The 23,082-nt window shown below is 45.9% G+C and carries 21 protein-coding genes and 2 pseudogenes; 8 read left to right on the top strand and 15 right to left on the bottom strand.

Annotated elements, in window-relative coordinates:
- The first annotated feature begins 4 nt into the window (after window positions 1-4).
- From ppc to ACRCA4_RS11935, 4 genes are all read left to right on the top strand, one after another.
- Entirely contained in the window at window positions 5-2,635 is a 2,631-nt protein-coding gene (ppc, locus tag ACRCA4_RS11950; RefSeq protein WP_433188802.1) for a phosphoenolpyruvate carboxylase, read from the top strand.
- 92 nt (window positions 2,636-2,727) lie between these two features.
- Complete coding sequence (locus ACRCA4_RS11945; protein WP_433188799.1) at window positions 2,728-3,465, top strand: hypothetical protein; 738 nt, start codon at window positions 2,728-2,730, stop codon at window positions 3,463-3,465.
- Entirely contained in the window at window positions 3,449-4,159 is a 711-nt protein-coding gene (locus tag ACRCA4_RS11940; protein WP_433188796.1) for a hypothetical protein, read from the top strand. Before ACRCA4_RS11945 ends, ACRCA4_RS11940 begins: the two co-directional genes overlap by 17 nt.
- A gap of 120 nt (window positions 4,160-4,279) precedes the next feature.
- Window positions 4,280-4,765: an EamA family transporter gene (locus tag ACRCA4_RS11935; protein ID WP_433188793.1), complete on the top strand. Its 486-nt coding sequence runs from the start codon at window positions 4,280-4,282 to the stop codon at window positions 4,763-4,765.
- Window positions 4,766-4,770: 5 nt separating this feature from the next.
- Here ACRCA4_RS11935 and msrA read toward each other — a convergent pair whose 3' ends face one another.
- The 7 genes and pseudogenes from msrA to ACRCA4_RS11900 form a co-directional block, all read right to left on the bottom strand.
- On the bottom strand, window positions 4,771-6,069 hold the full coding sequence (gene msrA / locus ACRCA4_RS11930; RefSeq protein WP_433188790.1) for a peptide-methionine (S)-S-oxide reductase MsrA: 1,299 nt from the start codon (window positions 6,067-6,069) through the stop codon (window positions 4,771-4,773).
- 142 nt (window positions 6,070-6,211) lie between these two features.
- Window positions 6,212-6,430 (bottom strand): annotated as a pseudogene (locus ACRCA4_RS11925) (ISL3 family transposase); the annotation flags it as partial.
- Window positions 6,358-7,008 (bottom strand): methyltransferase family protein, encoded by a 651-nt coding sequence (locus tag ACRCA4_RS11920; protein WP_433188787.1) that lies wholly within the window; start codon window positions 7,006-7,008, stop codon window positions 6,358-6,360. The pseudogene ACRCA4_RS11925 and the gene ACRCA4_RS11920, both read right to left, overlap by 73 nt.
- Window positions 7,009-7,133: 125 nt before the next feature.
- Entirely contained in the window at window positions 7,134-10,244 is a 3,111-nt protein-coding gene (locus tag ACRCA4_RS11915) for an efflux RND transporter permease subunit (RefSeq protein ID WP_433188784.1), read from the bottom strand.
- A gap of 60 nt (window positions 10,245-10,304) precedes the next feature.
- Window positions 10,305-11,240, bottom strand: a complete 936-nt coding sequence (locus tag ACRCA4_RS11910) for an efflux RND transporter periplasmic adaptor subunit (RefSeq protein WP_433188781.1) — start codon at window positions 11,238-11,240, stop codon at window positions 10,305-10,307.
- A 14-nt stretch (window positions 11,241-11,254) separates the two neighbouring features.
- The gene (locus tag ACRCA4_RS11905; RefSeq protein WP_433188779.1) at window positions 11,255-12,574 is read right to left on the bottom strand and encodes a TolC family protein; all 1,320 of its coding nucleotides are present in this window, start codon (window positions 12,572-12,574) and stop codon (window positions 11,255-11,257) included.
- A 454-nt stretch (window positions 12,575-13,028) separates the two neighbouring features.
- Window positions 13,029-13,646, bottom strand: a complete 618-nt coding sequence (locus tag ACRCA4_RS11900) for a cation transporter (RefSeq protein ID WP_433188776.1) — start codon at window positions 13,644-13,646, stop codon at window positions 13,029-13,031.
- A gap of 78 nt (window positions 13,647-13,724) precedes the next feature.
- On the opposite strand from ACRCA4_RS11900, the gene cadR (ACRCA4_RS11895) reads away from it, so the two are divergent.
- Complete coding sequence (gene cadR / locus ACRCA4_RS11895; protein WP_433188773.1) at window positions 13,725-14,114, top strand: Cd(II)/Pb(II)-responsive transcriptional regulator; 390 nt, start codon at window positions 13,725-13,727, stop codon at window positions 14,112-14,114.
- A 490-nt stretch (window positions 14,115-14,604) separates the two neighbouring features.
- Here the strand turns inward: cadR (ACRCA4_RS11895) and ACRCA4_RS11890 are convergent.
- The 3 genes and pseudogenes from ACRCA4_RS11890 to ACRCA4_RS11880 form a co-directional block, all read right to left on the bottom strand.
- Window positions 14,605-14,910 (bottom strand): annotated as a pseudogene (locus ACRCA4_RS11890) (transposase family protein); the annotation flags it as partial.
- Between the two features lie 21 nt (window positions 14,911-14,931).
- Complete coding sequence (gene lspA / locus ACRCA4_RS11885) at window positions 14,932-15,444, bottom strand: signal peptidase II (RefSeq protein ID WP_004813174.1); 513 nt, start codon at window positions 15,442-15,444, stop codon at window positions 14,932-14,934.
- Window positions 15,445-15,447: 3 nt separating this feature from the next.
- The gene (locus ACRCA4_RS11880) at window positions 15,448-16,344 is read right to left on the bottom strand and encodes a cation transporter (protein ID WP_433188769.1); all 897 of its coding nucleotides are present in this window, start codon (window positions 16,342-16,344) and stop codon (window positions 15,448-15,450) included.
- Between the two features lie 95 nt (window positions 16,345-16,439).
- On the opposite strand from ACRCA4_RS11880, the gene cadR (ACRCA4_RS11875) reads away from it, so the two are divergent.
- Window positions 16,440-16,847, top strand: coding sequence for a Cd(II)/Pb(II)-responsive transcriptional regulator (gene cadR / locus ACRCA4_RS11875; RefSeq protein ID WP_004364961.1), 408 nt, complete (start codon window positions 16,440-16,442; stop codon window positions 16,845-16,847).
- 146 nt (window positions 16,848-16,993) lie between these two features.
- Here the strand turns inward: cadR (ACRCA4_RS11875) and ACRCA4_RS11870 are convergent, their stop codons facing one another.
- From ACRCA4_RS11870 to ACRCA4_RS11855, 4 genes are all read right to left on the bottom strand, one after another.
- A complete protein-coding gene (locus ACRCA4_RS11870) occupies window positions 16,994-17,290 on the bottom strand; it encodes a hypothetical protein (RefSeq protein ID WP_433188764.1) in 297 nt (98 codons plus the stop codon).
- A gap of 8 nt (window positions 17,291-17,298) precedes the next feature.
- Window positions 17,299-17,733: a hypothetical protein gene (locus ACRCA4_RS11865; protein ID WP_433188762.1), complete on the bottom strand. Its 435-nt coding sequence runs from the start codon at window positions 17,731-17,733 to the stop codon at window positions 17,299-17,301.
- A gap of 196 nt (window positions 17,734-17,929) precedes the next feature.
- Window positions 17,930-19,147 (bottom strand): S-methyl-5-thioribose kinase, encoded by a 1,218-nt coding sequence (gene mtnK, locus ACRCA4_RS11860; RefSeq protein WP_433188759.1) that lies wholly within the window; start codon window positions 19,145-19,147, stop codon window positions 17,930-17,932.
- Window positions 19,148-19,268: 121 nt separating this feature from the next.
- The gene (locus tag ACRCA4_RS11855) at window positions 19,269-19,757 is read right to left on the bottom strand and encodes a M48 metallopeptidase family protein (protein WP_433188757.1); all 489 of its coding nucleotides are present in this window, start codon (window positions 19,755-19,757) and stop codon (window positions 19,269-19,271) included.
- A gap of 158 nt (window positions 19,758-19,915) precedes the next feature.
- On the opposite strand from ACRCA4_RS11855, the gene ACRCA4_RS11850 reads away from it, so the two are divergent.
- Window positions 19,916-20,350 carry a cytidine deaminase gene (locus ACRCA4_RS11850; RefSeq protein ID WP_433188754.1) on the top strand — a complete coding sequence of 145 codons (435 nt, stop codon included), beginning with the start codon at window positions 19,916-19,918 and terminating at the stop codon, window positions 20,348-20,350.
- Window positions 20,347-21,660: a thymidine phosphorylase gene (gene deoA / locus ACRCA4_RS11845; RefSeq protein ID WP_433188751.1), complete on the top strand. Its 1,314-nt coding sequence runs from the start codon at window positions 20,347-20,349 to the stop codon at window positions 21,658-21,660. Before ACRCA4_RS11850 ends, deoA begins: the two co-directional genes overlap by 4 nt.
- Window positions 21,661-21,744: 84 nt before the next feature.
- Here the strand turns inward: deoA and rho are convergent, their stop codons facing one another.
- The gene (gene rho, locus ACRCA4_RS11840) at window positions 21,745-23,010 is read right to left on the bottom strand and encodes a transcription termination factor Rho (RefSeq protein WP_433188749.1); all 1,266 of its coding nucleotides are present in this window, start codon (window positions 23,008-23,010) and stop codon (window positions 21,745-21,747) included.
- Window positions 23,011-23,082: the final 72 nt, after the last annotated feature.

Genomic DNA, 23,082 nt, shown 5'->3' with positions numbered 1-23,082 from the left:
TTTTATGGATCAGTATGCAGCGTTGCGAGCTAATGTAAATTTAATGGGCACCCAGTTAGGCGATACCATTCGTAACCAATTGGGCGAAAAAGTGTTGCAGCGGGTAGAACAAATTCGGCAGTTATCCAAAGCAGCGCGCCAAGGGGAAGAACTGCAGGCTGATCAGTTAAAACAGGTATTGCAAAGTTTATCTGATGACGAGCTGCTGCCAGTAACACGTGCCTTTGCCCAGTTCCTTAATCTGGCTAACTTAGCCGAGCAGCATCACAGCATCAGCCGTATTGGCCACGCCAGTATTGAAAAGCCTGAGCCACTGCAAGAGCTGTTTAGCTTGCTTGACGAAAAGCAACTGGATACGGCTAAGGTGCAACAGGCAGTGGCCAATTTATCGATAGAGCTGGTACTTACCGCGCACCCGACTGAAGTCTCGCGCCGCACGCTTATTCATAAGCTGACCGAGATTGCCGGCTGTTTAACCGAGTTAGAGCAGGACTTAACGCCAACGCAGCAACAGCGGGTTGAACTGCGGCTAAGCGAGCTGATTGCCCAGGCCTGGCACACCAATGAAATCCGCGAGCAGCGGCCAACGCCGGTCGATGAAGCCAAATCTGGCTTTGCCGTGATTGAAAGCTCGTTGTGGCAGGCCATACCGGACTTTTTACGTGAACTGGATACCAAGCTGGTTAGCGCAACAGGCAAAGGGCTGGCGCTTAATGCTGCGCCGGTGAAGTTTTCCTCCTGGATGGGCGGCGACCGTGATGGCAACCCCTTTGTTACCGCTAAGGTCACCCGTCAGGTATTGCTACTTAGCCGCTGGAAAGCGGCCGATTTATTCGCTGCCGATCTGGATTTTCTCAGCAGTGAGTTGTCGATGTATCAGGCCAACACTGTGCTACGGCAAGCCGCGGGTGAGGCCAGCGAGCCCTATCGCGTGGTGCTGAATCAACTTCGCAGCGGTCTGCTGCGAAGCCGCGATTGGCTGACCGAAGCATTAAAGCACGACCGGCTGCAACGACCACAGGATCTTATTTGGCACAATCAGCAATTACTTGAACCCTTGCTGCTGTGTTATCAGTCACTGCTCGACTGTGGTATGGCGGTGATTGCCAATGGCCGGCTGCTTGATACCTTGCGCCGCGCCTATGCTTTTGGTGTCACACTGTTAAAGCTGGATATCCGCCAGGATGCCGGTCGTCATGCTCAGGTATTTGGTGAGTTAACCCAACACCTGGGGTTGGGTGATTACAGCGCCTGGGACGAAAGCGCACGCCAGGCATTTTTACTGGCCGAGCTGGCCAATCGCCGGCCACTGTTTCCGAAAAGCTGGCAGCCGTCAGCCGATGTACAGGAAGTGCTGGATACCTGCGATATTGTCGCCCGTCATGGCAGTGAAGCACTAAGCACCTATGTCATTTCAATGGCCGGCAAACCGTCCGATGTGCTGGCAGTACAACTGCTACTAAAAGAAGCTGGCATCAGCTTTCCTATGCCGGTGGCGCCGCTGTTTGAAACGCTAAGCGATTTACAAAATGCCCCCGATTGTATGCGCAAGCTACTTAGCATCGACTGGTACCGCGGCTACATTAACGGTAAACAGGAAGTGATGATTGGTTACTCCGACTCGGCCAAAGATGCCGGTGTATTTGCCGCCGCCTGGGCACAGTACAGTGCCCAGGAAGCCTTAGTGGCGATATGTCAGCAGGCCAAGGTGCAACTGACCTTGTTCCATGGCCGTGGCGGTACTATCGGCCGTGGCGGCGGCCCGGCGCATGCCGCTATTTTATCGCAGCCGCCAGGTTCGTTGGCTGGTGGTTTACGGGTAACCGAACAGGGCGAGATGATCCGCTTTAAATTCGGTTTACCCAAACTGGCTGAGCGCAGTCTGGCGCTGTATGCCAGCGCCGTGCTCGAAGGCATGTTGCTACCGCCGCCGGTACCGAAGCAAAGCTGGCGCACACTGATGAGCCAGCTGGCAGAAGACTCTTGCGAGGCTTACCGCGCTGTGGTGCGCCACAATAAAGACTTTGTGCCGTATTTTCGCGCCGCCACGCCCGAGCAAGAGCTGGGCCAGTTGCCACTGGGTAGCCGACCGGCCAAGCGTAACCCAACCGGTGGCGTAGAAAGCCTGCGGGCTATTCCGTGGATCTTTGCCTGGTCGCAAAACCGCTTAATGCTGCCAGCCTGGCTCGGCGCTGGCTCGGCACTGGCCAAAGCGGCCGAGCAGGATAAAACAGCCTTGCTGGATGAAATGCAGCAGCAGTGGCCGTTTTTTGCCACCCGGATGTCGATGCTGGAAATGGTGTTTTTAAAAGCCGACAGCGATATTGCTGCTTACTATGACAAGGTGTTGGTGCCGGATGAGCTAAAACACTTAGGCCAGCAACTGCGCGCCCAGTTGACCGCCGATCGCGAGCTGCTGCTAAAGCTTATTCACAGTGATACGCTAATGGCCCGCGAGGGCTGGATCCGCGAATCGATAATGCTGCGCAATACCTATGTTGACCCGCTGCATATTCTGCAAGCTGAGCTGTTGCACCGGGTAAGGCATCAACCGGAGCGGGTAAGCCCGACCATCAGCCGGGCGCTAATGGTCACCATCGCCGGTATTGCTGCTGGTATGCGAAATTCCGGTTAGGCAGCTTTTAGGAAAACCGCCTTTTGGCGGTTTTTTATTGCCTTTAGCAAAGTAACCCTTAAAATTGCAACTTTTTATTAAAAGGAGTTGTAATGAAAAGGGTTGTCTTAACGTTATTAGCTATTGCCATAACATTTATTGCTGGTTGCTCAACTGCGGTGCATCGCAGTTCTGTATCAAAACAAGATTTTAAAATGCAAGTCAAGACGGTGGTGCTGACCGATTTGATCCTGCCGGATGCTATGCAGCACAGGCAAGATGTACGTAGTTATTATTTAAAACAAATCAAAGAGATATTTGCCAGAAATAGTATCCAGGTAGTTGAGCCGGAGGTGTATTACAGCGCCTTTAATGCAATTCGTGACGCTAACGGTGGTTACTTTAATGCGCAAACCGGCCAGCGCGACGACGAAAAATTTGCCAAGGTTCAGCGTGAAACACTGGCCCGTTTGAAGCAAACACACAATATTGATGCGGTGCTTTACCATGATATTCGGGTGCGGAATGCCAATTTTGGTCAATACCGCGCGGAGTGGGATGGGCAATCAGAAGCGTATGAGAAAAATAACAGCGATGTAGCTAATTTTTTCAGCTCTATGGTGCAACAAACATCGGGCCGTCTGCCAGCCATTTCCTATCTGGTATTTATCAACGATGTGAATGCAAAAGAGCTTTATATGGGGGCAGGGGGTATTCAACTAATAAGCAAGTTAAACGATAAAGACAAGTTTGAGCCTCTCCCCGTAGCTGAGCTACTACAAGATAGCAACACTATGGCTTATTCTGTCACAGAAGCGTTAAGGAAGCTGCTTGATGAAAAACAAAGTTAAGTTAGCGGCAGGATGCGCTTTTTTTCTGCTATCGGTATTCCTACTGATAGGCTGCCGCATAACGCCAGAGCCTCGCATCATGCAGCGTGACCACAACCCCTGGGTTACCGGAAAGGAGAAAGTTGTAGGTATAGTTAAGCTCTCGGCTGACAAAGAGCTGAAATTGCCTGCCGGTTTTCTTCAGCAAGTTGAGGCTGATCTGATTAATTATCTGCCGACACAAGGCTATAGTCGTGTGGTAGCTGCTGAACACTATGCTCAGATTGCGCAACAAATCATACCTGGAAACACACGGCTTTATGACGCAGTAACCGGCAGATTTAATCACGCATTGCAGCAACAGCTAGATAACAGCGTTATTGCAGAGTATCGGCAGAAGTACCAGGCAGACGTATTGCTGTCGTTGCATTTTGCAAAAGCTATAGCGGAATATTCTGGCGACAAAGCCCGTTGGGATGGTATGGAAGACAAAACCGCCTTACCAGCAAACTTTCTACTCGATAGCAGAAAAGGCACCATGCCTGCGATAAGTGTGCACATTGACGTACACAATTTACTGACCGGTGAACGCTACAATAGAGTTCAGGGTGTACAGGTTATCCTGAACTGGAACGCTGCTTATCATATCCATGCTGATGACGTGCCTATACACTTAAAAAACTTGCGTATTGGTATCAGGCAGATGACTTATTAACTGTATCTGGCTATCACATATGAATAATAAACCGGCATAATAAGCCGGTTTTTCTTTTGAGGTAGTTAATGAGCAGATACGTAGTTCTCGCACTGATATCGGCTGTGGCGATGGCCAGTAGTGGCATTATTGCCCGCTCTCGATGCCAGCCAGTTGCCGGGGTTGTTGTATGGCTTGCTGGCGCTGTTGTGCTACAGCGGCTTTTTACTGCTAAACCGCCGCTCGTTGCCGGCGCATTCACAGTTACTGCGTACCTTTTACCAGCTGATTATTGGTGCCTGTTGCGTGCTGCCGTTTTTAGCTGATATGAGAATGCCGCTGGCCGAAGATATTGTCTGGATAGCGTTGGCTGGTATTTTCCCAGGCTTTATTGCCATTTACTGCGCCATAGTTGCGCTGCAACACTTGCCGACCCGACTTTACGCTACGCTGGCTTATTCAGAGCCGGTAACGGTAATCCTGGCCGGTTGGCTGTTGTTCAATGAAAGCTTAAGTACGCTGCAGCTTGGCGGCGTACTGCTGATTATTGTTACCGGTTTGCTGCTTGCCATACGACATAAGCCTGCCAAAGCTATAATCGTGGCTGCGGAAGCCGTCAGGCTTTAATACACCTAGCCCCGCGGCACAAAATCCAGCACGGTGGCGTTAATGCAGTAACGCGGTTTGCCGTTTGGGCCGTCGTTAAACACATGGCCTAAGTGAATGCCGGATACCTTGGCGCGAATTTCGATGCGGCGCATACCGTAGCGGTTATCCGGCTTTTCAATTACGGCCCCCGCTACCGGCTTGGTAAACGATAACCAGCCGGTGCCAGAGTCAAAGCGGTCGCGGGTGTCAAACAGTGGCGCGCCACTTAATTTATCAACAAAAATGCCGTCCGGGGTGTTTTTGAAAATTTCATATTGCTGGCAAAAGCGGCCGTCGGTGCCCTCATCAAATGCCACATTAAAAGCTTCGCTGTTGCCGAGTTTAAATTTACCTAGCAACAGATAAAACTCGTCGGGGCTTAAATAACCCTGGCGGCCAAACACTTCTTCACCATCTTCCAGCAAAATAATGGTTGGCGTGGCCCAGGTCGCAGTTTTTAGCGTTAAACCACTGAGCTGGCTGGCATAACGAAACTGCAGTGGGATATCGCCGCTATATGTGCTGGCCACCTCGGCTTTAAACTTTTCGCAATACGGGCAATAGCTTTCAGAATCGATAACCAGGATCTGCTTACCTTGCTGCAATACAGTATTGTCTACATTAACAGTTTTCACTGAGTGAGCTGCAAAGCGAACCCCTGTTGCATGATCAGGACAATAGCCATTAGGGTTTTTAGCTAAATAGTCTTGATGATAGTCTTCTGCAGGATAAAAATGAGTTAAAGGTTTAATAACAGTAGTAATGTCGCCATAACCCGCAGCCATTAGTCGTTGTTGATACTTAGCAGTAATATCTTGTGCGGTAGCGAGTTGTTGTTGATTGCTGGTTAAAATAGTAGAGCGATATTGGCTGCCAATATCATTACCTTGGCGGTTTAACTGAGTTGGATCATGCTGCTCATAATAATATTGCAGTAGTCTATTAAGTGTTACTCTAGCCGGATCAAAGGTCACTTGCACAACCTCAGCAAAATTATCAGGGTTATGGCGGTTTTTGTCTGAAGTGATAGCACGATAGTTAGGTTTAACACCGCGACCATCAGCATAACCGGCTACGGCATCAATTACGCCATCTATGGCTGCAAAGCGTTTTTCAACACCCCAAAAACACCCCGCGCCTAGAACGATACTGTCTAATTGCACGTTGCCGGCTATGTTGTTATCGGTTAAGACTAGGGCGGTATTAGCGCGAGGACTATTACTATTAAAAACAATGAATAGAGCAGCAATTAAAATTGTGACCAGTACGAAAAGGCGTTTCATAACAAAGCTTCCAACACAGCAGGGTAAGAGAGTAGACAGATATTGTTATGGTTTGCTTTCACACAGGATAAAATTAAATAAAAAGGGTATACGGATTTAATGGTTGATGGGGCACCTTCACCCCATCAATCTGATACCACCCTCAGATGGTTGATAGATCGACTCCGTAGTTGAGTTCCTCTGCGAAGTCCGGCAGTCCGTAACCGATGGTTTTCTTGTAGAAAGGAGAGACCTTCGCAGTCGGTGCCTTCTTCTTGTGCTTCGTGGTGTAGAGCATTCGTGCCCGCATCACCTCGAAGGAGTAACCGCGCCCTTCACGGTTCTTGTCCTTGGCCAGTCGGTTGATGGACTCCGTGAAAGCTTAGGTATGTATCGGTTAGTGTCAGACTTATATTTTAGAAAATCATCGCCATGCACTTTCTTCAAATAAGGCTCTTCAATTTGTCGAACAATCACTTCAATGCAAATCCAATATACAAAAGCACATGCCCAAAGCAGCAAATGTGGGAACGTTATACACACCCCTGCCCAAAATAGAAAAATACCAAAGTAAATGGGGTTGCGAGACTTTGCGTAAATCCCGTGGGTAATAAGTGCAGTCGTTTCTTGCTGGTCAACGCCAATACGCCATGAATCTCCCATTTGAATTTGAGACAACAAAGTTACAGCAATTCCGCAGGCGCCAATCAAGGAGCCGAGAAGCTGAAATGGAATTGAAGGAACAAATAGTAGGGGCGCACGTCCTAAGTAACCAAAAAGAACTAGACCAAATGCAAAGCAAAACGTAACCACGAATATAGCCCCTGGTACAATTTCTATTAATGGTGCGTTTATAGATGCTGCTCTTATACCAAAATCACCATTTCTCTTATATTGAACAAAGCTTCTACCGAGGACGGCTAGCGCCAAAAAACTACTAATTAAAATAAGCGAAACCATATCTATCCTTATCGTACATGACGTTAAGAATATGATTGTAAAGTCTATACTTAATAAAGAGTCAATAGGTACCTAAAAATCGTTCAGGTAAAACTTGGGCATTTACGAATAAATGCCCAAGAACACTACTGATCCCCTTTACTATGCACGAGTCGATAGAGTACAGGCAGCACTACCAGTGTTAGCAAGGTTGACGATATTATCCCACCGATGACCACCGTGGCCAAAGGCCGTTGCACCTCTGCACCTATGCCCGTATTGAGCGCCATGGGCACAAATCCAAGGCTTGCCACTAGTGCTGTCATTAATACCGGACGCAAACGAATAAGTGCCCCTTCAACAATGCTATTCACTAATTCTCCGGTTTCTAGCAAACGTTGCTTGATGAAGGACAGCATTACCAATCCGTTTAATACGGCAATCCCAGACAACGCGATAAATCCTACCGACGCGGATATGGATAAAGGCATATCCCTTAACCAAAGAGACATTACACCGCCTGTTAATGCCAAAGGGATACCTGTGAAGATAATCAACGCATCGCGTATAGAACCAAACGCAATTACCAGCATTGTCAAAATCACAAACAACGTAACCGGTACCACAATCGTCAATCGTTGACTCGCACTTTCGAGCTGCTCAAAGGTTCCACCATAGTCGAGCCAATAACCAGCAGGTAAATCTACTTCATCATTAATTCTCACCTGAGCTTCTTCAACAAAAGTGCCAATATCTCTGTCACGCACATTTGCTGTGACAACAATACTACGTTTGCCATTCTCCCGGCTTATTTGGCTAGGTACTTCTTTAAATGCCAGTGTGGCTAATTCGCTTATCGGTACATGCTCACCAGAGGGCGTAACTATGGGAATGGTCTCAAGCTGAGTGAGTTCATTTCGAATGTCGTCGGCATATCGCACGACAATTTCAAAGCGTCTGTCGCCTTCAAAAATCATTCCAGCGGTTTTTCCACCTGTCGCAGCATTGAGCCATAACTGCAAGTCGGCTATATCCAAACCAAAGCGTGCCAATTGATTAGGCTTTGGTGTGACGGTGAAGATTGGAATGCCTTCTACCTGCTCAAGCCTCGCGTCATCAGCCCCTTCAATCGTTGAAATAACGGACAAAATGTCAGAAGCAGATGCAAAGAGGGTATCTAAGTCATCCCCAAATAGTTTTATGCCCAAATCTGCCCTTACCCCACTGATCAATTCATTAAACCGCATTTGAATAGGTTGGGTAAATTCATAATTATTGCCGGGCAAGGTAAACAAGTCCTCTTCAAACGTTTCGACTAGCTCGGCTTTAGTCATTGATGGATCGGGCCATTGTTCCCTAGGCTTCAAAATAACAAACGTATCAGTAATGTTGGGCGGCATAGGATCGGTAGCGACCTCACCCGTACCCGTGCGACCGAATACCGTCTGAACTTGCTCATACTGCATAAGTTTCGCTTCAAGTGCTTTTTGCATTTCAACCGCTTGTTCTAACCCAGTCCCAGGGATGCGTATCGCCTGTACTAAGATATCACCTTCATTGAGCTGAGGAATAAACTCCGAGCCTAATTTGCTGCCCATCCATAGACTGCCGATAACCAAAGCACTCGCACCTACTACTACTAGCCATCTAAAACGCAGCGCGCCCATTAAAACAGGACGATAGACTGCCTTTGCACCTTTAATAATTGGGCTTTCTTTTTCGCTAATTTTACCTCTCATGAAAATCGCTATCGCCGCAGGCACTACGGTAAAACAAAATACCATTGCGGCAAGCAAAGCCATTATCACGGTCGCTGCCATGGGGTGGAACATTTTACCTTCGACGCCAGTGAGCGTGAACAAGGGGATATAAACAATGGTAATGATCAATACACCAAACAAACTGGGACGTATGACTTCATTAGTGGCTTCATATACAACATTCAGTCTTTCTTTGAGCGGTAGAGTTGCGCCGTTTTGCTTCTGGGATTCGGATAATCGCCTGATACAGTTTTCAACAATGATAACTGCGCCATCGACAATCAAGCCAAAATCCAGTGCGCCTAAACTCATTAAGTTAGCAGACACATCGGTTTTGACCATACCCGATATCGTGGCAAGCATTGCCAGGGGTATTACAGCGGCTGTAATAAGTGCAGCTCGCACATTCCCAAGCAAAACGAATAGCACAACGATGACAAGTAAAGCGCCCTCGACGAGGTTTTTCTGTACTGTGTCGATGGTTTTGTCAACGAGGCTTGTTCTATCGTAAACCGCTTCAAGGATAACGCCCTCAGGTAAGCTTGTTTTAATGGTTTCGAGCTTACTGTCCACAGCTTTGGCGACCGTACGAGAGTTTTCTCCCACTAACATCATTGTCGTGCCAATCACTGTTTCTTGGCCATTTAACGTGCCGGCTCCAGAGCGCAGCTCTTTACCGAGGTTGATTTGGGCGATGTCTTGAATTTTTACCGGTACGCCATCAATGATCTTAACAACCACTTGGCCGATATCGTCGATGCCCCTCAGTTGGGCTTCCGATCTGATCAGTACTTGTTGCCCATTTTGTTCTACAAAACCAGCGCCTTGATTCGCATTGTTGCGTTCTAGCGCACTGAGAAGGTCACCTGTACTTATCCCAAAGTTTATCATTGCGACTGGATTAGGATTCACATGATATTGCTTTTCAAATCCGCCTATCGCATAAACCTCGGTCACCCCCTCAACAAGCGACAATTGGGGCTTAACTACCCAATCATGGATCTCCCTTAATGCCATAGCATCATAGGGTTGACCGTTGTCCTGTCGCGCCTGAGGCTCAGCACTTAACGAGTACATGTAAATTTCACCCAAGCCTGTGGCGATAGGGCCCATTTCAGGGGTTAACCCTGTTGGCAATTGCGCCGCGATGGCGGTGAGACGCTCGTTGACGAGATTTCGTGCGAAATATAAATCGGTGCCCTCTTTAAACACGACTGTGACTTGCGACAAGCCATAGCGTGATATCGAGCGGGTATACGATAAATTAGGCAAACCGGCCAGCGAGGTTTCAACTATAAACGTTATGCGTTGCTCAGTCTCCAAAGGCGAGTAACCTGGGGTTGCGGTATTTATCTGCACTTGCACGTTGGTGATATCAGGCACAGCATCAATCGGCAGTTGTTTGTAACTGTACATACCAAAAAAGGCGACAAACAAGGCGAACAACATCATGACACCACGGCGCTCAATGGATAGACGGAGTATTGGTGCAATCATGCTCTCACCTCACCGTTTTTATGGACTTGGCTTTGCTTTTGACAATAAATGCGCATGTAATTAGTCATCATCGCCCGCCTCCATTTTTAATAAATCAGCTTTTAGTAGATAACTATTTTCTACAACGACTTGCTGGCCTATTTGAACGCCCTTCACAATCTCTACTAAACGGTTGTCCGTGTTCCCAAGTTTTACTTGGCGGGGGTAAAATCGTTCCCCTTCTTTGACAAAAACAATGGTTTGCCCATCTAACTCTTGTATTGAACTTTTGGGGAGTGCCAGATTGACTTCTTGGAAACCAATCTGAATATAACCCTCTACCATAGCGCCTAAAGGCCAATAACCACTGCCATTATTAACGTTCACAAACGCGATAGAATAGGGTTTGTCATCCGGTGAGGACGTAATGTGGCTTATACTTGATTGTTGCTGCAATTCCTCAAGCCTTAAAGTGACTTCCATATCAGCGGCAATATGAGTACGTTGTTTGGGGAAAATAGCCAATTGAGCAATTGCGCGAGAGTAATTAGCAACAGAAAGCAGCACTTGACCGTTGGTGAGCTCACCATCATTGGCGTGTCTAGCTATGATTTTTCCAGACATCGGTGAGGTGATTGAGTATTGATTTAAACTCTCGTTTGACTCAATGATTGCCAGTGTGTCACCTTTTTCTACTTTATCTCCAATATTCACCATGATACGTTTTACAACACCGTCGAAGCGGGCACGAATATGACTCAGTGACGCAGGATCATGAACTATCCGCCCAAAGGTTCTGGTTGTGAGCGATAATGTTCCTGATGCGGCCGATGCAGTCACGATATCGTGTTCAAGCATCCGTTCTTGAGATAACACTACGTACTCGGGTCTTTCTTCGGCTTCCTCATCGTCATCATCAGCCAGGGCGACAGAAGCAAACAGTAAAGTAACTAGCATGACTAACATGCCAAGCAAGTCACGTGCGCTAGTAACTAATGTAAATTGTGATTTATTCATTATTTTTTCTCTATTCATTGTGATGATTGAGCAGACGTCGAGGGAGAGTCAGAAAACACGGGAATTCCCGTAAGTGCCTCTAGATCTGCGCTTCGAAGGTGAACTAAGCCTGCGGCTTTTATCAGTGTTCGTTGCATATCTATGAGTTGCTGTTGCGTTGTCACCCACTCTATGTAGTTGTAGCGACCACTTTCATAGCCATCCCGCGCCAATTTCAATGCAGATTCCAATGTTGGGACGACATTGTCTTGAAGGGTCGTAACAGTGAGCAAGGCTTGGTCATATGCGCTAATGACTTGATTTAATTGGCGAGTGAGTTCACGAATTTTCGCTTGTTTTTGATAGTCGATACTGTCAAGCAATGCGCGCTGTTGTTCGTATTCTCCTAGATTCCGCTGCTTGGTATTTAACGGCACCGAAATACTGGCGACTAACGCTGTGTCATTAATTCCCTGCATTCTTCGGATACCGGCTTCCCACGCAATGTCGAACTGCTGACTGGCCTGAACCACTCTCAATCTGGCCTCTTGTACCCGATAGTTATCAGCATAAAGCAGAACGTGTGGATTGCTTTGAAGCTGTGAAAGCATATGTTCAAGTGTTAGTGAATTTGGAAACGATAACAGTGTCCCTTCAACTTCCGCAAACGCAGCGTTAGTGTCACCCCACATGATGGCCAGGTCGCGTTTATACTCATTGAGTTTTTGTTCACTTATCAATAACGACAAACGCGCCTGCGACAACGCTGACTCTGCACGTTTTTTCTCAAGTGGTGAAGAAGCCCCCGCTTCAACCCGTGTAGAGACTGTCTGAAGCATTGTGCGAGCCAGCATTTCAGCTCGTTGCTCAGTCTTGTGCAACGCTTGTTGGACAATGACATTGATATATCGTCGAGTTGTTTCACCCAAGATGTCCAGCGTACGAATGCGCCGTTGTGTAAGCAGTTGTGCTTTTTTTGAACTCACCACATTCATTCGGCCGCTGACTTTATCTCCAAGCTCGATGACCGACGATAAGGTCAGTGTCAATTCGGCATCTTTGATACCAGACACTTCGCCTGTTCCCAACACATTTTCAACTTCAACCCCAACAGACATTTCAGGTCGTAAGCTGGCCATTTTTGATTCACCAACCAAAGCCGAAGATTTAAATTCGAACACAACTAAATCTGGGTTGTTTGATAATGTGCGTTTGAGCGCATTTTCAAGCGTGATTGAAGACTTTTGCGCATTGGCAGATTGAACAGATATGCTCATGGTTACCAGTGCAGCAGATATCAATTTCAGATACGCTGAGCTAGCTTTTTTTATGCCCAATGGGCGTGAAGAACTCATAAAAGAACCTTTTGTTCATAAGATAACGACATACATGGAAAGCACCCATGCAAACATATAGGAGGGAATGGATTAATGTTGAGGTGGGCGCAAAAGGCCTTCGACTAGGCCGTCAGTGACGTTGCGGGAATAACTGTATTGATTGGTATATAATGGTTTAGATACGTCATTTATTGGGTGCTGTGCCAGAAACTTAATCTGTCCACATTGACACAGCACACAATGGAAACACTTAGACTCTTCACTCGACGTATTATCACCAGCATTTACATTTTTTTCGGGAACATCATAAGTGCCTATCGACTTTGATTGTTCAGGGACTGACGATACCTCCGCAGGGTAGTCATCGCATTGAGCGGCGAACGAAAAGCCCGATTGACACATGAGCAAAGTAATAAGTAGCCATGCCAACCTACGCAGTTTTGATGTGCAATTAAAAATTGGCATTTTCTTATCAACTTTGCGCATTAAGCGCTCGCTGTCTTTCATTTCCAGCATCTTCGAGGATCATTTTTGCCCCGCGCAACACAACGCACGAAACTATCACACCGATAACCAGATCAGGCCATCGAGAATCGAGCCAAAACACCAAAACGCCAGCAGAGATAACACCTAAGTTGGCAATCACATCGTTGGCTGAAAATATCCAGCTTGCCCGCATATGCACTTCTTCATTTCTTTGTTTGCGTATGATCACAAGACAAATGACATTAGCAACCAGTGCAACTGCCCCCATAGCCATCATTAGTCCCGATTCAGGTTCGCTACCGTAAATTGACCGTCTTACAATATCAATGATAATCAACACACCCAGTGCCATCTGAAAAAAGCCGCTAATTTTAGCCGCATTGGCTTTGTGCAATAGCGATTTACCAATAGCATAAAGGGCAACACCATAGACAACTGCGTCGGCGAGCATATCAAGTGAATCGGCTATTAATGCGGTTGAATCAGCAAGCAACCCGATCCCCATTTCTATAACAAACATTGTCGCGTTTATTCCCAAAAGCCAATACAAAACCTGTCGTTGAGACTGGTCTTTTATTTCAACTTCGCACCCACATCCGCTCATTAGAAACACACTCTTTACTGATGAATAGTATGAGTATAAAGTCTATACTTGGCATAGAGTCAACGGTTAGGAGAAAAAATGAAAATTGGTGATGTCGCAAAGACGACAGGTTGTAGTATTCAGACCATTCGTTTTTATGAAAAGAAGGGGCTCTTGCCTGAGCTTAAGCGCTCAAGTGGAAATTATCGTGTCTACGACAAGGGGACTATTGAACAACTCCTGTTTATCAAACAGTGTCGTTCATTAGATATGTCTATCATGGAAGTAAAAACGCTAATGGACAGTCGTTCGAGGCCAGATCAGAGCTGTTCAAATATCAATACGTTAATAGCTAAGCATTTATCAGACGTCATTATTCGCATTGAAGAGCTAAACGTATTAAAGTCATCACTCAAAAATATGGCGTCATCGTGTGACCAAGACAAAACCATTAGGGACTGTGGTATTTTAAATTATTTACACACTTAAAATTGTAAGAAGAACACAATTTCACTGTGCGCGCTCACCTTAACTTGTATCTATCGGCTAACATTCGTCATTTGTGTAGATTTATAAGGCAAAAATCAATAGCCTGAACTTTTGATACTGAGTCAGCCATGCATATTCATTTGTGGCCCTACAAAGCGATTTACATCGGAATCAGTCCTGATAATGATGTTCATGCACATCATGCTGTCCAAATTTGCATTGGTTTAGACAAAGACATCTCGGTTCAAGATTACAAGGCACAAAGTATTCACACCGGACAATGTATTGTGATTTTCGAAGATGTCCCTCACAAGGTTTTGGCACAGGATAATCAGATTGTAGTCATCTATTTAGAGCCTGAAGATAGGCAAAACCAACAATTTCTCAAAGCCTTACGTCAAGCCAGGAGTGATGGAATTAATACTCTGCCGCTTACTAGCAAAGAATTGGGATCCATTTCTCAGCATCTATTTACTGACGTCGATATCGACAAACGCAGTGTCATACGGAATCCGTCCACCATCTCCGGTAGCTGGGGCCTGAATGTTGTCTTGCAGGCCCGGCAGGTGTATCGGCGGCGGACCACCCAGAGAGTGACCCGCTTGCCGTGGATGGGCAGATCACGATAGGGAACGTCACGCTTGCCGAACCGTACGAACTCACCCTGCACGCCGCATTCCTCGCAGGCGATGGGATCGGGCACGTCCACCTGGAAGTGCATTTCGTCGTCGGTTGATTTGCAGCCCAGTACTTGGTATTGCGGCAGGTGAAGGATGTTGTCGGGAAGTTCGGTCATGGTGTTGTATAGGCGTAGGTGTCAGTCAGATCCATCCGACTCGGCATTGGTGTTTGCTTTTTTACCCAACAAGCTGCTGGAAACTAAAAGTAAGGCACCGAGGACAATTGCAATATCAGCCAGGTTGAAGGCCGGCCAATGCCAGTCTCGCCAATAGAAATCAAAGGAATCCACAACATAGCCGCGAAAGACCCGGTCAATCAGGTTGCCCATGGCGCCACCGAGGATAAGACTGTAAGCGATGGCTTCTCCTTTATGACGATTTTCAAGGATCAGCTTGATCAGAAAAATCGAGACCACTACCGCGATTCCGATAAAAAAGTAGCGCTGCCAGCCTCCACCATTCGCAAAAAGACTGAATGCGGCACCGGTATTCCATACGTGTACCCAGTTAAAGAATGAGGTCACTGAAATAGACTCGCCATAGGCCATTGATTGTTGCACCAGCCATTTTACGGCCTGATCAGACGCTGCCAGCAGGCCGGAGATGGACAACAGAGCGTACGGTGACAGATGTTTGCCAAAAATGGACATTGCTTAATCCTTGAGCGCCAGAATGCGTCTAGCACCGTTAAGTACAATTACCCCCGCGATGGTGCCGATAATCAGATCCGGATAATTGGACCCGGTCCACGCGACCAGAGCGCCGGCGGTGATGACCCCCAGGTTGATCACCACGTCGTTGGCCGAGAATATCCAGCTTGCCTTCATGTGCGCCCCGCCCTCCCGATGTTTGGATATGAGCAGCAGACAACTGGTATTGGCAATCAATGCGACGAATGCGATAGCCATCATCACCAGCGATTCAGGCTCACTACCGAATACAAAGCGTCTCACCACCTCTATGAGTACGCCCACAGCCAAGATCAGTTGCAGTACACCAGCAAGATGCGCGGCACGTACCTGCATTTTCACGCTATGTCCAACCGCATAAAGGGCAAGCCCGTACACCGCCGCATCGGCAAAATTGTCCAGGGATTCTCCAATCAGGCCGGTGGACCGGGCGATCAGACCGGCAGTCATTTCCACCACGAACAGAAGTGCATTGATGCCGAGCAACCAGCGCAGGGTCCCGGATTCTTGCTTAGCAGAAGCTGCCGAAAACTCGGCGGCCTTGATGGTCTCCGGATTTGCAGCAACGCTTTCCTGAAGCGCGGCGCCTAGCCCCAAGGTCTTCAGTTTCGAGGTGACGGGCTCGACCTCGCCGTCATGCACGACCTTCAGCCGGCGGTTCGACAAGTCGAAGGACAGCGCCCGAATCTCCTCAAAGCCATTCAGGGCTAGGCGAATCATTCGTTCTTCTGATGGACAGTCCATCTTCGGCACGGCATAAACACTGACCCATCTCCCTGGCGCCTCGGAGGAGGCCTGTATATCGGTATCCGCTGCGGACGTTGCATCACCGCCACAGGCGCCACCACAGGATTTGCTCATGATACGACTCCACTTGAACAATGTTGTGGTACCATTTTAAACTATAAAGCTACTATAAGGTCAATAGAGTAAAGAATCCGTTGGGGAGGAGGCTGATGCGCATTGGTCAGTTGGCGCAGTTGGTAGGGGTCGAAACACAGACGATCCGCTTCTATGAACAGCAGGGCTTGTTGCCGCCGCCTGATCGGCAGGACAACGGTTACCGTGTCTATACCGAGAAGCATGGTGAGGGGCTGGCCTTCATCCGTCGCTGCAGAATCCTGGGCCTGTCACTGGCTGAGATTCACGAACTACAGAGCTATCAGGACGACCCTCATCAGCCTTGTACCGCCGTCAACGCCTTGCTCGATGATCACATCTCTCATGTGCGGTCGCAGATAACCGCTCTGCAAGCGCTTGAGAAACAACTCGTTTCACTGAGAGCGAGTTGCAACGATGACCGGGAAGTTGAGGCGTGTGGGGTTCTTGCTGGAATTAGCGAAGGAAACATGCACCAGCAGTAGGTGAAGCATCAACCAGATAATCCGATGAGATGCCGGTCTGTCTCACTCTCATGCAAAGGTAAGATCAACCATTTAATCCGCTTACCCAATAAAAATAGGGCCCTATTTACTTGGGTTAAACGTGTTTTAACTTCTAGGCTTAGTGCTTAGTAAAAGCTAATTTTGAAATCAACACCAAAGCTACGTGGTTCGTTAACAAAACCAGTTAAGTTACTAAAGTCGATAGCGCCTTTTAAGTTGTCTTGATCGGTAATATTACGGCCAAATACACCAACTTCGTAATTATTGTTGTAATTTATATAAGCAATGCGTAAACCCGCTTCATAATTGTTTTTTGACTTAAACTCAGCTGATTCATACAAGAATAAATTGGTTTTACCCTGTAACTGATAATCGCCATATACATAAACCTCACCACTTTCAACTGGAACGTCATAACGCACATTTAAGGTTAAGATTGTCTTAGGTGCTTGTGGGAAAGGGTTACCATTACTACTTCATCCATCACGATAGACACGGGTTGTGATGACGCTAAGTCAAAGTCAGTATTACCTAAACCGCGAATATAAAAGCGCGGTGCAGCTCGGCCGTTAGAGGTTTCGGCATAGAGTCCAGGCACTTTAATCGCTAATGCCGTGATATCGTCACCAGAGGAGAAAATGCTATCAAACTTCTCACCAGATAAAGTTGCAATTGAAATCGGTACTTCTTGAATACTTTGGCTGCGCTTTTGAGCGGTAACCGTAATAGTTTCTAACTCTTGTTGTGAGCTTGTTTGGGCTTTGTCACTTTCCTGTGCTTGAGCAACAGAAGAAAGACCAATAGCGGCAGTAAATAGGCTGGTTTGAATAGCCGTCGCTAATGCTGACTGTGTATTTGCTGTCATTAAGGTAAACATTTTATTGATAATAAAGTGTGAGTTGCCTGCTAAATGTAATGGAGATATTGCCGGAGTGACCACAGCTTTCCATTGATTAAAAGCAGCATAAATATAGCACTTTATTCTAAAAAGATTTAATTATGCTGCTTTTATATACAAGGAGCTTCTAGGTTATGCATCTAACTCTAAAAGTATTTAAGGATTAATCTGGTATGTTTATGAGTGAATTTTGCTCAACTAGCTGCTGGAATTGTTGAATGTCAGTTAGTTTCTTACGTTGCATTATTAGTGCCTGTCCTAAGTTAAGCGCCATAGTTTTACAGTTATTTCTGTCAGCGTCGCTACTAATTTGTTCAAAGTCCGCAATACGAGCCACCCCAATAGCACGGCGGATTAACTCACAGCCAGCAAAGCCAATGCAATCAGCGAATAATTGCTGAATGAAATAGTGCTGATAATCGTTATTTGATAATAAAGGTAAAGTGCACTTATCAGTAAGTAACTGCTGAAACGCTTGGGAAAAATGCTGCCACAAGGTGACGCTTTGTTCTAGTAAATAGCTCTGATGTGCTTGGCGAGTCTCAGTTTGCTCGGTTAAAGCAAAATGAGCAATGTAGTTCAATAGTATGCTGCCTATTAAGCTGCCAATATCAAAGCCCATAGGACCATAAAAGCCAAACTCTGCATCAATAACCTTACAGTTCTCATCATTGATAAAGATACTGCTTATATTTAAATCACCATGTAATAAAGCTTGGGGGGCAGATAAAAACTGAACTTTAAGTTGCGCCACTTCAGCTTTTAACTCTTGATCCGCCCAGAGAGCTTGCGCGGCTTGTTGCATGCCAGGCGGAACATGATTGCTCTCATGATTAAAGTAGGGTTCGGTAAAAATAATATCTTCGCTAATTAAGCACAGCTCAGGATTAAGATAACGAATCACTTGTTGTTTTTTATTCGGTCCGGTTAGTGCGAAATCACTAGTGTGATACAGGGTGTGAGCAAAATACTTAGCCATTTGTGGTGCAAGATGAGGGTAAGATTTTGCAGCAATTAACTCAGTACGTAGTAGCCGATAATCGTCTAAATCTTCTAATAAAATACAAGCTAATTCAGTATCATGGTGAAGTACTTCAACAGTATGGTCCGGACATAGACTATGATGTTTTTGCAGAACTTCGGCTTCAATTCGCGCCCGATCGACAGTTAAAGGCCAGTTATCATTACCATAACCGGCATAGGGCAGCGCTTGCTTTACAATAAGGCTAGAGCCTTTATCATTACTAACCCGAAACACTTGATTAAAATTTTTCTCTGTCAGCTTTTCTGCTTGTAATTTACTGTGGCTGCCAAATAAACCGCTATGCTCATCAGCGAATTGCTTTGCGTCTTCAGATGTAAAGGTATGATATTCTGCCATAATAATACTTAATAAAATAAGCCATAACTCATGATTACAAACAACTCTAGCGGCTGCAACAGATAGTTGCTAACTAACAGTCATATAAAAAGATGACTGTAGTTATTTTGTTTATGGCATTTTAAAGTTGTTTAGCAAGTAACCATAAGCGGGTATCAAACTCGAGTTGATGGTAATTCGGCTCCATATGAAGGCATAGTTGATAGAATGCTTTGTTATGCTCTTTTTGCTTAAAATGAGCCAGTTCATGTACTACGATCATGCGTAAAAAGTCTGCTGGAGCCTGCTTGAAAAGTGCGGCAATATTTATACTGTTATGTGCCTTTAGTTTATTACCATGCACTCTAGATTGATAAGTGTGCATACCAAGTGCGTGCTGGATAACATTAAGTTTGCTGTCGTATTTAACTTGGCTAAGCGGTGGGCTATTACGTAAATATTGTTGTTTTAAATCATTAATATAAGCATAGAGTGCTTTGTCACTTTGTATTTGATGTTGCTGAGAATACTTTTCAGTTAAATAGATCGTCAGTTTACCACTGGTATAAAGCGCTTGGGCTTGCTGTTGAATATGCTCTGGATAGCCAGCTAAAAAGTTTACTGTTGCCACTTATATTCCTGTTCAGAGAAGCTTTGAGCTTAAGATTATAAAGGATGCTAAATTAAAGGCTAATTTGACTGATAATAGATTAGGCAGATATAAGTGAAAGCTTGACCAATATTAGAATCACAGCAACACTATACAGCCAATAAAAAAGAGGCATCCTTGTGACAAAGATTAATTGGCCTGCGTTAAAGCAGGCAGCAAAGCAAGCAACTCTTCAGGCTTATGCCCCTTATAGTCATTTTCCTGTTGGTGTTGCTGTACTGGCTAGCAGCGGTAAAATTTATATAGGGTGTAATGTTGAAAGCGCTTCTTATGGCGCAACCGTCTGTGCAGAGCGTAATGCCATTGCTGCGGCCGTAGTTGCGGGTGAGCGTGAGTTTAAGGCGTTATTAGTCTATACACCGCAAACCGATTTAACACCGCCTTGTGGTATTTGCCGCCAGGTTATTGCCGAATTTTTCTTACCCAGTACGCCCGTGGCAAGCTGTAATCACCTAGAACAACAACAAACCTGGACCCTAGCCGAACTTTTGCCTGCAGCATTCACGCCTAAACACTTAGATAACAGTGAAAAAATAGGGGTTATTAAAGCATGATCCCGCAGGAAATTATTAAAACTAAGCGTAATAATCAGCCCTTATCTCGATCACAAATACAACAGTTTGTCCAAGGGTTAACAGATAATAGCTTTAGCGATAGTCAAGTTGCTGCTTTAGCTATGTCTATTTATTTAAATGGCATGCAAACTGAGGAAATCGTTGAGTTAACTGTTGCGATGCGTGACTCAGGCCACGTGCTTAATTGGCAGGGTAAACTTAATGGTCCCGTAGTAGATAAACATAGTACGGGCGGTGTGGGAGATAAAGTAACCTTAATGTTGGCGCCTATGGTTGCTGCTTGTGGTGCTTATATGCCCAGTATTGCAGGGCGGGGCTTAGGCCATACCGGTGGCACTGTAGATAAATTAGAAGCCATACCGGGTTATAGCTGTAATCAGTCGTTAGCGAAAATTGAGCAAGTAGTCTCAACCTTAGGTTGCGCTATTGTTGGCCAAAGCGCCGATTTAGCACCTGCCGATCGCCGGCTGTATGCCGTTCGTGACGTAACGGCAACAGTAGAGTCTATTCCGTTAATTACCGCTTCTATTTTATCGAAAAAGCTCGCCGAGGGTTTAGATGCTCTAGTGATGGATGTCAAAATAGGTAATGGTGCCATTATGCGCACTATTGATGATGCTTCTGCTTTAGCAAATAGCATTGTCGACACTGCCAATGGCGCCAAGGTACCGACTCGGGCGCTTTTAACTGATATGAACCAAATATTAGGCACTACAGCGGGAAACAATCTTGAGGTGATAGAAACCTTAGACTATTTAAGCGGTAAATATCGCGAACCGCGTTTACATCAGATCACCTTAGAGCTAGGTGCTAACATGCTGATGTTAAGCGGCTTATTTAACGATAAAAGTAAAGCGATAGCGGCTTTACAGCACAGCTTAGATAGCGGCAAAGCCGCTGAGATATTTACTAAAATGGTTGCCAGCCTAGGTGGCCCAACCGACCTATTAGAAAAGCCAAGTCAATATTTAAAACCAGCCGCAGTAGAAATGGCTATAGTGGCACCAAGTAACGGCTATATTCAGTATCTTGATACTGTGGCATTAGGTATGGCCGTAGTTAGACTAGGCGGTGGACGAGCGCATCCAAACCAAGTAATTGATCCAACAGTTGGCTTTAGTCATATCCAAGCATGTGGCAGCAAAGTACAACAAGGCGATGTTATCGCCAAAGTACATGCGGCATCAGAGCAAGCGGCTAAACAGGCTAGTTTAGAATACATGAACGCGCTGCGAGTAACTAAACAATGCTCACCATCCTTGCCATTAGTGCATAAAACTATCGGCTGAGGTTTATTTGGCTAGCGAATAAAAAAGCCAGTAATTAGGCTGTCTAATTACTGGCTTTAGTTAGCGTTAACGTGGCTTATAAGCTTAGTTCTTTTGCCGTTTCATTGAATCAAAGAACTCATCATTAGTTTTATTCATTAATAACCGATCGATTAAGAACTCCATGCCGTCAGTTTCATCCATAGGATGTAGGATTTTCCGTAGGATCCACATTTTTTGTAGCTCTTCTTGTGAGGTGAGTAACTCTTCACGACGGGTACCAGAGCGATTAAAGTCGATGGCTGGGAATACGCGACGCTCGGCAATTTTACGAGATAAATGCAGCTCCATATTACCGGTGCCTTTAAACTCTTCGTAAATAACTTCGTCCATTTTTGAACCAGTATCAACTAATGCTGTAGCAATAATGGTTAAGCTGCCGCCTTCTTCTACATTACGGGCCGCACCGAAGAAACGTTTAGGTTTATGTAGGGCGTTAGCATCAACACCACCGGTTAATACTTTGCCAGAGCTTGGAATTACCGTGTTATAAGCTCGGGCTAAACGGGTTATTGAATCAAGTAAAATAATAACGTCTTTTTTGTGCTCGACTAAACGTTTTGCTTTTTCAATAACCATCTCAGCCACTTGAACGTGACGGCTTGCTGGCTCGTCAAAAGTAGAAGCAATAACTTCACCTTTAACTAAGCGCTGCATCTCAGTTACTTCTTCTGGACGCTCATCGATAAGTAAAACCATTAATACACAATCTGGGTGGTTAGCGGCAATAGACTGGGCAATGTTTTGCAGTAAAATTGTTTTACCCGCTTTCGGTGGCGCCACAATTAAACCACGCTGACCTTTACCTATAGGTGAAGCTAAGTCGAGTACGCGTGCTGTAATATCTTCACGACTACCATTACCACGTTCCATACGTAAACGTGAATTTGCATGTAGAGGCGTTAAGTTTTCGAAAAGGATTTTGTTGCGGGCTTGTTCTGGACGACCAAAGTTAACTTCGTTAACTTTTAATAAAGCGAAATAACGTTCGCCTTCTTTTGGTGGTCGGATTAAACCGGCAATACTGTCACCCGTTCGCAGGTTAAAGCGACGGATTTGGCTTGGTGAGACGTAAATATCGTCAGGACCAGCTAAATAAGAGCTATCTCCAGAACGGAGAAAACCGAAACCGTCCTGCAGGATTTCTAGTACGCCATTACCAAAAATTTCTTCACCGCTTTTAGCGTGTGATTTTAGAATGGCAAAGATAATGTCCTGTTTACGCAGGCGGGCCATGTTATCCAGGCCCTTAGACTCGGCCAATTGAACAAGTTCGTTGATCGGCTTTAGTTTCAGTTCTGTTAAGTGCATATTGATGGGTTTCTTGTTGATAAAAACAGAGTAAGCTTATCGGTTCGATAACGTAGATTTGGAAGTGGTTTT

The sequence above is a fragment of the Rheinheimera sp. WS51 genome, from assembly GCF_050936095.1.
Taxonomy (GTDB): Bacteria; Pseudomonadota; Gammaproteobacteria; order Enterobacterales; family Alteromonadaceae; genus Alishewanella.
This window is presented reverse-complemented; position numbering and strand designations above follow the sequence as displayed.

Excerpts from the sequence above, each read along its gene's own strand:
- ppc (WP_433188802.1), top strand. The coding sequence starts at position 5 with ATGGATCAGTATGCAGCGTTGCGAGCTAATGTAAATTTAATGGGCACC.
- ACRCA4_RS11945 (WP_433188799.1), top strand. The coding sequence starts at position 2,728 with ATGAAAAGGGTTGTCTTAACGTTATTAGCTATTGCCATAACATTTATT.
- ACRCA4_RS11940 (WP_433188796.1), top strand. The coding sequence starts at position 3,449 with ATGAAAAACAAAGTTAAGTTAGCGGCAGGATGCGCTTTTTTTCTGCTA.
- msrA (WP_433188790.1), bottom strand. The coding sequence starts at position 6,069 with ATGAAACGCCTTTTCGTACTGGTCACAATTTTAATTGCTGCTCTATTC.
- ACRCA4_RS11920 (WP_433188787.1), bottom strand. The coding sequence starts at position 7,008 with ATGGTTTCGCTTATTTTAATTAGTAGTTTTTTGGCGCTAGCCGTCCTC.
- ACRCA4_RS11915 (WP_433188784.1), bottom strand. The coding sequence starts at position 10,244 with ATGATTGCACCAATACTCCGTCTATCCATTGAGCGCCGTGGTGTCATG.
- ACRCA4_RS11910 (WP_433188781.1), bottom strand. The coding sequence starts at position 11,240 with ATGAATAAATCACAATTTACATTAGTTACTAGCGCACGTGACTTGCTT.
- ACRCA4_RS11905 (WP_433188779.1), bottom strand. The coding sequence starts at position 12,574 with ATGAGTTCTTCACGCCCATTGGGCATAAAAAAAGCTAGCTCAGCGTAT.
- ACRCA4_RS11900 (WP_433188776.1), bottom strand. The coding sequence starts at position 13,646 with ATGAGCGGATGTGGGTGCGAAGTTGAAATAAAAGACCAGTCTCAACGA.
- cadR (WP_433188773.1), top strand. The coding sequence starts at position 13,725 with ATGAAAATTGGTGATGTCGCAAAGACGACAGGTTGTAGTATTCAGACC.
- lspA (WP_004813174.1), bottom strand. The coding sequence starts at position 15,444 with ATGTCCATTTTTGGCAAACATCTGTCACCGTACGCTCTGTTGTCCATC.
- ACRCA4_RS11880 (WP_433188769.1), bottom strand. The coding sequence starts at position 16,344 with ATGAGCAAATCCTGTGGTGGCGCCTGTGGCGGTGATGCAACGTCCGCA.
- cadR (WP_004364961.1), top strand. The coding sequence starts at position 16,440 with ATGCGCATTGGTCAGTTGGCGCAGTTGGTAGGGGTCGAAACACAGACG.
- ACRCA4_RS11865 (WP_433188762.1), bottom strand. The coding sequence starts at position 17,733 with ATGACAGCAAATACACAGTCAGCATTAGCGACGGCTATTCAAACCAGC.
- mtnK (WP_433188759.1), bottom strand. The coding sequence starts at position 19,147 with ATGGCAGAATATCATACCTTTACATCTGAAGACGCAAAGCAATTCGCT.
- deoA (WP_433188751.1), top strand. The coding sequence starts at position 20,347 with ATGATCCCGCAGGAAATTATTAAAACTAAGCGTAATAATCAGCCCTTA.
- rho (WP_433188749.1), bottom strand. The coding sequence starts at position 23,010 with ATGCACTTAACAGAACTGAAACTAAAGCCGATCAACGAACTTGTTCAA.